This is a genomic window from Deltaproteobacteria bacterium (genome assembly GCA_016874775.1).
GTDB lineage: Bacteria > Desulfobacterota > Binatia > Bin18 > Bin18 > VGTJ01.
The window spans coordinates 1-11,588 of sequence record VGTJ01000186.1; the positions used below are offsets into that span (position 1 = coordinate 1).

Sequence of the window (11,588 nt, forward strand, 5' to 3'; positions counted from 1 at the left end):
CCAAGTCCAAACGCGGGCCGAAGAAGCCAGTACCTCACAAACTGAGTGGCAAAAAACAAACGCACGTATCGACTGCGCGGATTCTGGCGATGCGACGGTAGTCAACCGACCTTTACAGGGATGGCCGTGCCCACCCTACATCTTCTAGACTCCCAGGCTCCCAGGCTCTTGGACACTTCCTATCTAAAGCCGCGCACAATCGGCCACACTGCCTCAACTCGATCACCGCGGACGCAAAATACCCGATCATACAAATTCACATTCGGGTCACAGTGCGGCACCAGAAATTCCAGCTTATCCCCAAGCTTGATCTCGCGACTCGGCTTATCTACGGCTAATATGCCGTGCTCGTCGCCACCGAAGTTGTATTTTACACCACTGATGTCCTTCGGTTCCGGTCCGAACTGTCGGTCGGTAGCAAAGGCTTTCAGCCCAGCATCGACAGTCGCTAAATCCGCATGGCTCCTACTCACGACAGTTGATAGCACTGTCAGTGAATGAGCAAAATCTCGATACACAGGCCCATCTTGCCCGCCAATGTCGCGATACTCGATATCCATAAACACATATGAGCCAACTTGCAGTTCTGTCATGCCAGGAAAACTGCAATCAATGTTGTAGGTACCGGTGCTGCCGCCGGTCATAATCTCCAGAGGCAAGCCACGCTTGCGTAACTCAGCAAACAGTTCGAGCGTAGGAGTCATCGCTTGTAGCGAATGCTCGCGCCGAGCTTCATAGCCAAGCACGTGAGCGGTGGTACCACTGTAACATTGCAAGCCGCGCAGTCGCAGATGTGGCAAGCGAGAAATCAACTCCACCAAGGCGATGGCTCCCTCGCCCGCAGGAATGCCGGTGCGATGCATGCCAGGGTCGATGTCGACCAATATATTTAGCGTCACTTTCGCACTCGACGCGGCATCGTTCAACTGTTGAGCATGGATCGCATTATCGACCACTGCCATCACATCCGGTTGCCGGGCAGTGAGCTGCACAAGTCGTGCGCTCTTCTCGCGTCCGGCCATAGGTGAAGTAATATGAATTCCAGGAATCCCAGCGTCAGCCAACGCCTCAGCTTCGCTGATGGTCGCAGCACATATCCCAACTGCACCAGCAGCAATCTGTCGTTTGGCAATCTCCGGGCATTTATGCGACTTCGCATGCGGACGCAAGTTGATGCCAACCGATTTCGCATGCGCTGCCATCTTGGCGATATTGGCTTCAAGTAAGTCGAGATCGATAAGCAGTGCAGGGGTTGGGAGGTCGGATTTGCTTAGACCGATGGCGCTTTGAGGGCTGCTGTGTTGGACCATTAGACATTCCTTTCACTTGGCTCTCAATCCTCACCGTAGCCCTCTCCTTGCCAGCGAGAGGGCAGCACGAACGCGGCGTGTGCGCGTGAGGGTGATTACCCACAAGTCTAGTCGGAACTCCCGCTAGAATCCTTCTGGCCTCGGGCACCCACCAACTAACTTCAGCAACTCTTTCGCCACATGCAGCGTCGATCGATCATGTAGATACGGCCCAACAATCTGTATGCCAATGGGCAAACCGTTCTTTAGCTGTCCAACTGGAACAACCGTTGCGGGAAGATAACAGGCACCCGCTGGCGCCATCCATGACACCATGTCCCAATAGGGACGGGCTTCGCCAGCGACTATCACAGTACGACCAGCCTGAGGTTCAGACTGATCATGCTTGATCGCTTCACATGGCATCACTGGCAGCAACATAATGTCCCAACTCTGGAAGAACTCTTCCCACTGTTTCCGCATTTGCAGACGGCGTTCGTTATAACTGAGCCATTCGCGATGACGCATGGCCAGCAATCGGCGAGTCTTGGCAACCGCAGTATCTCCTTGTGATACGGCGAAGGCTTCGATCTTTTCGCGCGAGTTGCCACCTGCTAACGCGGCCTGTAACAAGGCCATGAAGGTGTCAACCACTTTTTCCAATGTAAAACCGGGGCGAGCTTTCATATCGACAGTCGCTCCTGCCGATGCAAGCGACTGTGCCGCCTTCTCTAACAAGCCTCGCACTTCAGGGTCAACTGAGCAGCGGGGATCATCAAGCCACGCGGCGATACGATACTCGCGTAGCGTTGCATGCCGAGGCTTTGGTAGCTCAATCTTCCAGGCAGGGCCATCCCAACGATTCGGTCCTACCATGAGGTCAAGCCCGAGTTCGAGATCTTCCACCGTCCGCGCCATCGGACCAATGACCGCTAAGTCGGCCAGCGTCAATGTCCCCGGAGGTCCAGGAATCTGACCATGCGCTGGGACGATGCCGAAAGTCGGCTTGTGACCAACTACACCCGACATATGCGACGGCAAACGAATCGACCCACCAATGTCACTGCCAATCTCAATTGGCGTGAAGCCACACGCTAACGCGGCTCCCGAACCTCCGGACGAGCCACCAGGCGTACGGGTAAGGTCATAAGGATTGTTAGTCGTACCAAAGACTTCATTGTAGCTCTGCAAATCTCCCGCGTAGATCGGTAAGTTGGTTTTGCCAAAGACAATCGCCCCAGCTTCACGAACACGCGCAACAGGCCACGCATCTTCCGTGGGAACAAAGTGTGCGAGTTCCGGTGCACCAGACGTCGTCTTCATGCCCTTGGTCTGTAGGGAATCTTTGACCGTCATCGGCACACCATGCAGAGCGCCCTTTCCCTCTCCACGTGCAAACGCAGCATCAGCCGCATCAGCCTCTTTGCGCGCGCGCTCGGCATCGATGGTGACGACAGAATTGATCGGTTTGTCGAGTTTTTCCACCCGTGCGAGAAAATAGTCGGTCGCCTCGCGGCTTGACAGCTTTTTCTCGCGAATCAGCCCAGCGATCTCGATGGCACTGAGATATGCAAGTTCAGCCATAATGCCCCTCCTTCGTTTGTCTGGATAACTTTGAGACTGATGTCTTCGTCATGCCCGCGAAAGCGGGCATCCAGGAGCCTCTGATACAGGTCTCTAGTTATGCCTCCTGGATTCCGGGTCTCGCGTTGCTCGCCCGGAATGACGTCGCTGTACTGCCCAACTATGTCACGATAGACCAGTACCACTATCCCTTCAACTTGGGAATGACTAGGCGATTACTAAACCCTTCCTGGCGCGGCTTCTGTGGTGGGGGTTGCCAGTTTGGCTGCGGTGGTCGAGATTGTGTAGTCTGCCGTGGTGCTTTCGCAGCCTCTGCAGGTACTGGAGCCGCATCATCGCGCATCGACAAGGAGATTCGTTTCCGCGCCACGTCCACTTCGAGCACCGTTACATTCACTTTTTGTTGTACTTTGACCACGTCATGCGGGTTCTTCACGAACTGATTGGCCAGTTGGCTAATATGCACGAGACCGTCTTGATGCACGCCAATATCGACAAACGCACCAAAGGCGGTAACGTTGGTCACGATCCCAGGGAGTTTCATGCCAGGTTTCACGTCTTCCAGCTTTTCCACCCCTTCAGCAAAACGCACGACTTCAAACTGCGCCCGTGGATCACGGCCAGGTTTGGCCAGTTCCGACATAATATCGTTAAGTGTCGGTAGACCCACGTCATTGGTCACATACTTATCAAGCGCGATCTGTCGACGAGTCGCCTCCTCCCGCAGTAAATCACTGACGGTGCATTTCAGGTCCTTTGCGATAGTTTCGACGAGAGAGTAGCGTTCTGGGTGCACTGCACTGGCATCAAGTGGATGCTGTCCGTCGCGAATACGCAGGAAGCCGGCGGCTTGCTCAAAGGCTTTGGGTCCAAGTCGTGGCACTTTGCGTAGGTCTTGCCGTGAAGTGAACGGTCCATTGGCATCACGAAAAGTCACGATGTTCTGCGCTAACTGAGGACCAAGCCCTGACACATAAGTGAGCAACTGCTTACTGGCCGTGTTGACCTCAACCCCGACGCTGTTCACGCAGCTCATCACCACATCATCAAGACGTTGTTGCAGTGCACCTTCGTCAACATCGTGTTGATACTGGCCAACACCAATCGACTTCGGATCAATCTTCACCAATTCAGCGAGTGGGTCCATCAAGCGGCGGCCAATCGACACCGCCCCACGCACGGTGACGTCATGATCAGGAAATTCTTCACGTGCGACTTCCGATGCCGAATACACCGACGCACCACTCTCGTTGACCATGACCAGCGTAATCGACTTCGGCAGATCGAGCTGTCGGACAAACGCTTCGGTCTCGCGGCTCGCGGTACCGTTCCCGATCGCAATCGCCTCAATGGGAAATTTCTCACACACCGTGCGTAGAGCAGTTGCCGCTTCTGCTGCTGAGCGTTCACCTGAGTGCGGAAAGATAGCAGTCGAATGAATCAACTGCCCTTGGCGACCAAGGATCACCAACTTACAGCCAGTACGAAAACCCGGATCGAGCGCCAACACCATCTTCTGACCGAGTGGCGAGGCTAACAGCAACTGGCGTAGATTATCAGCAAACACGGTAATCGCTGCTTCATCAGCGCGTTTCTTGGTCACAAGCCGTGTTTCCGTTTCAATCGATAACGACAACAAGCGCTTGTAACTGTCTTGCACAGCCATTGCTACCTGTTCAGCCGCAGTATTCTTGGCCTTAACGAAACGGCTGGTGAGCAGGCCAACCGCATCTTCCTCTGGTACGCGAATACGCAAGGAAAGAAACTCCTCTTTCTCGCCGCGACGCATGGCTAGCACTCGATGTGACGGCGCTGTGGTTACGGGCTCATGCCAATCGAAATAATCAGCGAACTTGCTACCCTCGGTCTCTTTGCCGGGAATCACTTGTGAATGAAATTCACCCTTATTGAAATACAGCTCGCGCAGTTCCTCCCGAGCAGGGGCATCTTCACTCACCCATTCAGCCATGATGTCGCGCGCACCAGCCAGCGCTTCAGCTTCCGATGAAACTTCCTTCTCTGCATTGATGAACGCCTTCGCCTCAGTCAGCGGATCGACTGTCCCCTGTTCCCACAAGATTTGCGCGAGAGGCTCCAGACCACGCTCTTTGGCAATCGTCGCACGAGTCCGACGCTTGGGCTTATACGGCAGATACAAATCCTCCAAGACTGTCATTGTTTCAGCCGCCATGATCTTGGCGTGCAGCTCATCAGTCATCTTGCCTTGCTCGGTGATCGACTTGAGGATTGCTTCGCGCCGTTTGTCGAGATCTTCAAGCTGCGCAAGGCGATCACGAACCGCCGTAATCGCGACCTCATCGAGGCTACCAGTCGCCTCTTTGCGATAACGAGCGATAAATGGAACCGTTGCGTCTTCAGCCAAGAGCGCAGCCGTGGCTTCGACTTGTTTGGGTGAAATGTTGAGTTCTTGGGCAATTTTTGTGATGTGAGTTGGGTTCATAAGTTAGTTTCTGGAAAGCCGTCAGCAATCAGCGGTCAGCATTTAGAAGAAGCATTCAGCTATCAGCACTCAGCGGTCAGCATTTAGAAGAATCACTCAGCGGTCAGCACTCAGCGGTCAGCCAGACAAGTAAGGGGGAAGGGGTTGCTGCAAAAGCTGAGAGCTGAAAGCTTCTCCCTACCATGTATCTACGCACGGTCTCTTCTTCCCTTCGCGCGGCAATGTCGGTGGTGCAGACTGTAACGCGCCCATAATCCAGCGACGTGAGTCCATCGGGTCAATAACATCATCAATCTCAAAGTGTGAGGCAATGTTCAATCCTTTGCCATGCTCGTATGCTTTCGCCACCATTTTATCGAACAATGCTTTACGCTCTGCCGGGTCAGTCATCGCTTCGAGTTCTTTGCGAAAGCCGAGCTTGACCGCACCTTCGAGACCCATACCGCCAAATTCACCAGTCGGCCACGTCACGGTAAAAATCGGTGCCTTGAAACTCCCACCCGCCATGCCTTGCGCACCAAGACCATATCCCTTGCGTAACACGATCGTAAAGAACGGAACAGTAAGGTTGGCACCGATGACAAACAAGCGCGAGCAGTGCCGCACCAAAGCGGTCTTCTCGACTTCTGGGCCAACCATCATCCCTGGCGTGTCACACAGGAACAAGAGCGGAATATCAAACGCATCACAGAGCTGCATGAAGCGCGCGGCTTTATCAGCACCATCACTATCGATCGCGCCCGCGAGATGATTGGGATTGTTGGCGATCACCCCCACTGGACGTCCTTCAATCCGAATGAATGCGGTTACCATGCCTAAACCAAAATGGCGCCGTATCTCCAGCACCGAATTCGTATCTGCCAGCGTTTCAATCACCTTGCGCACATCATAAATGCGCAGGCGATTCTCGGGAATAATCCCGCGCAGCAAACGCTGATCAGCACACTCCCAGTTACGTATCGGGCCTTGGAAATAAGAGAGATACTTCTTGGCAACCTGGACGGCTTCGGCTTCATCGGTGACGGCAATATCGACCACACCGTTTGGCACTTGCACCGACATTGGTCCGACTTCTTCGGGGCGAAAGACCCCTAGTCCGCCACCCTCGATCATGGCTGGTCCACCCATACCGATGTTGGAATTTGCTGTCGCGATCACCACATCGCAACACCCCAGAATCGCCGCATTCCCCGCAAAACAGCGACCAGAGTTGATACCAACCAACGGCACCACTCCACTCAAGCGCCCCCATATATTGAAAGCCATCACATCGAGTCCAGCCGGGCTGATCCAGTCCGTATCTCCTGGACGGCCTCCTCCACCCTCTGTGAAGAATACAACTGGTAAACGTAGCCGCTCGGCCAACTCAAACAAGCGATCCTTCTTCGTATGATTCTTAAAGCCTTGTGTCCCAGCGAGTACGGTGTAATCGTAGGACATGAGGATACAGCGCGCGCGCTCCTGATCGAAGAGACTGCCATTCACACTGCCAATACCGGCAAGCATGCCATCGGCTGGCGTGCGGTGAATCAGATCCTCAAGCGTCCGACGCGAACGCTGCGCAGCGATCACCAATGACCCATATTCGCTATACGTGCCCGGATCGCACAGGTCATCAACATTTTCCCGCGCGGTCCGTTGCTTCGTTTTCCGACGACGCTCGACTGCATCGGGGCGCTGGGCGTCGAGTGTCAACGAGTGACGATACTGTACTTCAGCAAGATCTGGTCGAATATAATCGAGATCGACTTGCTTGACTTCTTCGACGGCATCAAGCGCCACATCGGCTTCTTCAATGAATACCAACGGATGTCCTTCATATATAGTGTCACCAACTGTCACTGCCACCTGGCGTACGATGCCGTTACGATCAGCCTGGATGACATGTTCCATCTTCATCGCTTCCATTACCAGCAATTGTTGACCTTTACGGACCGTGTCACCGTCGTGAACCTCAACGCTGACGATTGTTCCTTGAATCGGTGCAGGTACTGGGGTCGTGTTGTCTGGCCCGACAACATCAACCATCACTGGCGCAGCCACCGCCGGCGCGGGGCTTTGCGCGACTTCGGCCACGCCTTCTCCTTTGCCCAGTGCCAATACGGCAAGAGGATCTGTAGTTCCAAGCTTCACCCCCGCCCGCGCGACCGATGTCGCAGGTTCAAAGAACAGTCGTTGATGGGCAGTCCGATCAACTTCGACTAACTCCGCGCCGTGCTCATCGACAAAGCGGGTATAAATCTGATGCGCAAGAAAATCCTGGTGTTGTAAGAGGCTCTGCAAAAACGGAATGTTGGTCGCGACCCCTTCTATTTTGAATTCACATAAAGCGCGATAGGTCTTTTTCACCACATCGCTGAAGTCCGCGGACCTACTATGCGTAATCAGTTTCGCCAACAGCGAATCAAAACTTGGACTGGTACGATAACCAACATAGCCAAACGAATCGACACGCACCCCAGGCCCCGACGGTGGCTCAAAGGCAGATAGCGTCCCGCCAGCAGGTCGCACCGAACCATCAGCGTTCATGGTTTCCATGTTGATGCGTACTTGTAGCGCGAAACCGCGTGGTGTGGGCACTTCAGCTTGCTGCATACGCAAATCCGCCAGCGTGCGACCACTAGCCAGTTGCAGTTGCGTCTGTACAAGATCAACACCAGTAATTTCCTCAGTCACTGTGTGTTAGACTTGCAAGCGCGCATTGGCTTCGATGAAGGCGAATGGTGAATCATCGCGCAAGTTGTTGGCGTCGACCAGGAACTCAAACGTAACGAGGTTATTGTAACGCACCGTTTTCGCCATCTGCACTGCGGCCGCCGTTAGGCGAGTACGTAAACCAGATGGTAAACCTGGTGAGGGCGCGAGTTCGACGATCTTCTGATGCCGACGCTGGATACTGCACTCTCGTTCACCAAGATACGTGACGGCACCGGAACCATCGCCGATAATTTGCACCTCGATATGACGTGCGCGTGGAACCAATTGCTCAACATAGACATCACCATTGCCAAGCGCTTGCTGCGCTTCAGAGCCGCAACGAGTGTAGGCTTCCTCCACCTCGTCAAGTCGCGCGACCGCGCGCATCCCACGGCCACCACCACCAGCCACGGCCTTGATCATCATCGCACCGCCCTCGCCTAAAGAGGCGAGAAACTTCTTCGCATCATCCAGAGATGTCGCGGTGGATGTCCCTTTCTGCACTGGCACCCCACACCGTTCAGCCAAAGCCCGCGCCTGGACTTTATCACCAAACAGTTCGAGGATCTCCACGCGCGGACCAACGAATGTCAGCCCGGCCTCAACACAACGACGCGCGAACAACGCATTCTCACTTAAGAAACCATAACCAGGATGAATGGCGTCACAACCGGCTTCTTTAGCGACAGCGATAATCGTATCGATATCGAGATAAGCCGCTACCCCTTTCCCACGCAGAGGTCGGGCTTCATCAGCCTTACGAGTATGAAGCGACTGCGTATCATCATCAGAAAAGACGGCTACCGTGCGAATGCCAAGTTCAGCCGCCGCCCGCATAATACGAATAGCGATCTCGCCGCGATTGGCGATCAATATACTATGCAAATTCATGATCCCTGCTTTCTATTCACGAACGGAGAAAGACACTACGGCTAACCGATTGGTGGAAAAATGCAAGGTGTGTCGAGGACAAGATATACCGGGATAGTGCCGGGGGAATAAATTCCCCGGCTACAGTCATCGCATCACAATGTGATGCACATGGGCCCATAGCGCGTGCTGTGAGAACGAGGGTCTCTTTGATCATTTGTCTTGCGCCTCTGGCAGCGTTGTAATACAGTGCATCTATGAAAACCTTAACAGTAAGGTTACCCGAACCACTCGTTGCTGAAATAGAAGTTGAATCTCGTGAACGCAAATGTTCGAAGTCCGACATCGTACGAGAGCGTTTGCAACACGGAAAAAGAGGAACGAGAACTCAAGCGACACCTCTTGATGCCATTGCGGATCTCATCGGTTCTGTCGATGGATTGCCTACTGACTTAAGCGAGCGACAGAAACTTTATTTGAAAGCCACTGGCTATGGCAAGAAACGTCCTCGTTGACGCAGGTTTCCTTGTGGCTTTACTGAGCCGTCGCGACTCACATCACCGATGGGCGACCACACAAGCGCAGAGTTATACACCTCCCTGGAATACGTGTGAGTCTGTTCTATCTGAAGCCTTCCATCTCCTTGGTCCCCGTGGGATGCCTGGTCTCTGTGGGCTGCTCCGTCGTCAGGTCCTGCGTGTCACGTACAACTTGAGTGATGATAGCGAGCCTGTACTGAAGCTCCTGCAAAAATATGCTGACGTCCCCATGAGTCTTGCCGATACGTGCCTGGTGCGCATGAGCGAAATACTTTCTGACCCTGTCATTCTTACTACGGATTCTGACTTCCGCATCTATCGACGACACAGCCGCCAAGTGATTCCGTGTGTGATGCCCTAGCGTGGCCGTCGAGGATACCTCGGAATAAATTCCTCGGCTTCCGTCACAGCATGACGACGTGAGGCAAAGGCTCTTGTAGCGTGCGCTATGCGCACGAAGACCTCCGCCAACACACATACCTTTCGTGACCCCGAAAACCGCGCCCACAACCACACGCCCCATTTTTCCCTTGAGCTCCACGCCAAGTTCAGCTAAGAGGAAAGAGCCATGTCACTTATTGATCGGCTCAAAAAGTTTTTCGATCCAGGTTCACCGACACTTGCAAAGACATCATCGTTCGGTCCTGTCGTTAGACCAGCGACCTTTCCATATCACCTCCGCCAAACTCTCGGCTGGCCAGCCAGTAATTTCCACAGTGTCGCCTGGTCACCAGACGGACAACCCATTGCGGCAGGCTCAGAGGATCGGTGCATTCGCATTTGGAATATCACCACAGGTGATCTCGAACAACTTCTCGAAGGCCATCAGTCTTCGGTCCGGAGCGTGGCCTGGTCCCCCGATGGCTCCCGCCTTGCCTCCGGCTCCGACGACCAGACCGTGCGGGTATGGGAGGTGAGCAGTGGCCGGGCGCTGCGCACGCTCGCAGGCCATCAGAATTTCGTCCAGAGCGTGGCCTGGTCCCCCGATGGCTCCCACCTTGCCTCCGGCTCCGCCGATGGTGAGGTCCGGCTGTGGTCGACTGAAACCTGGTCTGCGGTTGCGCGCCATGCAACTCCATCACCGAAGTACTTTCTGCTGGATGTCTCATTTGGTGCAGTGACATCGGCCGCCGAACAGTTCGACAATGATGACATTGCGGTGCGTAGTTGGCCGATCACTGGCGACGACACTGTCGTCGTCACAGCCTCTTCATCTGTGCATTCAACGAGCGCCAAAGTCGTCTTGGTTGGCGAAAGCAATGTCGGTAAATCATGCCTCGCCTTGCGCTTAGGCGGTGTGGCATCATCCCGCGACGGGCAGAGAGATGATGCAGTCTGATGCGTTCCTCGAACAGCTCCGCAGGGCAGATGTGAAGTTATGTCTGCATGGCCATGTGCACGAAGAACGAGCCGATCTGGTTGGCTACGTGCATCCGCGCAAGATTCATATCGTCGGGGCAGGTTCCTTTGGCGCGGTGGCCAAAGACCGGCCAGAGTCGACACCACGATTGTACAACCTGATGGAAATCGCTCGTGATCATAGTTGGGTGAAAGTGCATACCCGTTTCATGCGCAAAGAAGGTGGCGCATGGGAAGGTTGGGCGGTGTGGCCAGGAACCAATGCGCATGAGAAGCGGACGTATTATGAAGTGAACTTGAGATAGGGGAATTCGTGCGCATGGCGCACGCTACGAGAATGGCCACTTGATTCCCTCACCCTAGTCCTCTCCCGGTGGGAGCAATGGCGTTAAATAAAAACCCATTGGACGGAAAGTGCTTCACCTCCTAGGATGGCAAATGGATAAAGTTTGTCAGTGCCTACGGAGGTGAAGCGATGGACGGGGAGCATCTTCGCATAAGCAAGCGGGAGCGCCAAGCGTTGCTCGAGCAATATCGGAAAGGCGCCAATGAGCGCGTGCGCTTACGCGCCCACCTCCTCTTATTATTAGCGGACGGCTGGCCTGGTGCAAAGACGCCTCACGCTGCCTGTTGAAAGTGGACCTGCTTTTCTTCCGCTAGCGTGAGCTGGCGGAAGGCCTGTTGGCGTTGGGCCTGGAGCGACGGCCCCAGGTGCTGCTGGCACCACTGCCGGACTTGTGTGGTAGAAACCGTCGCCAGTGCGTCTCGAATCACTTCGGGTGTAGTGGA

The 11,588-nt window shown here is 54.5% G+C and carries 7 protein-coding genes and 1 pseudogene; 4 read left to right on the top strand and 4 right to left on the bottom strand.

Annotated features, from left to right (window positions below; all coding sequences use genetic code 11):
- Positions 1-179 precede the first annotated feature (179 nt).
- The 4 genes and pseudogenes from FJ147_23775 to FJ147_23790 form a co-directional block, all read right to left on the bottom strand.
- Entirely contained in the window at positions 180-1,310 is a 1,131-nt protein-coding gene (locus tag FJ147_23775) for a DSD1 family PLP-dependent enzyme (GenBank protein ID MBM4258910.1), read from the bottom strand.
- 123 nt (positions 1,311-1,433) lie between these two features.
- Complete coding sequence (locus tag FJ147_23780; GenBank protein MBM4258911.1) at positions 1,434-2,873, bottom strand: amidase; 1,440 nt, start codon at positions 2,871-2,873, stop codon at positions 1,434-1,436.
- 184 nt (positions 2,874-3,057) lie between these two features.
- Positions 3,058-5,334, bottom strand: coding sequence for an RNA-binding transcriptional accessory protein (locus tag FJ147_23785; protein ID MBM4258912.1), 2,277 nt, complete (start codon positions 5,332-5,334; stop codon positions 3,058-3,060).
- Between the two features lie 177 nt (positions 5,335-5,511).
- Positions 5,512-8,922 (bottom strand): annotated as a pseudogene (locus FJ147_23790) (carbamoyl-phosphate synthase large subunit).
- Between the two features lie 236 nt (positions 8,923-9,158).
- Between FJ147_23790 and FJ147_23795 the strand changes: the two are divergent.
- The 4 genes from FJ147_23795 (at position 9,159) to FJ147_23810 (ending at position 11,104) form a co-directional block, all read left to right on the top strand.
- Positions 9,159-9,416, top strand: coding sequence for a ribbon-helix-helix protein, CopG family (locus tag FJ147_23795; protein MBM4258913.1), 258 nt, complete (start codon positions 9,159-9,161; stop codon positions 9,414-9,416).
- The gene (locus tag FJ147_23800) at positions 9,394-9,801 is read left to right on the top strand and encodes a pilus assembly protein (GenBank protein MBM4258914.1); all 408 of its coding nucleotides are present in this window, start codon (positions 9,394-9,396) and stop codon (positions 9,799-9,801) included. The genes FJ147_23795 and FJ147_23800 overlap by 23 nt, the downstream gene beginning before the upstream one ends.
- Before the next feature lie 207 nt (positions 9,802-10,008).
- On the top strand, positions 10,009-10,779 hold the full coding sequence (locus FJ147_23805; protein ID MBM4258915.1) for a hypothetical protein: 771 nt from the start codon (positions 10,009-10,011) through the stop codon (positions 10,777-10,779).
- Positions 10,766-11,104 (top strand): hypothetical protein, encoded by a 339-nt coding sequence (locus FJ147_23810; GenBank protein MBM4258916.1) that lies wholly within the window; start codon positions 10,766-10,768, stop codon positions 11,102-11,104. The genes FJ147_23805 and FJ147_23810 overlap by 14 nt, the downstream gene beginning before the upstream one ends.
- Positions 11,105-11,588 lie beyond the last annotated feature (484 nt).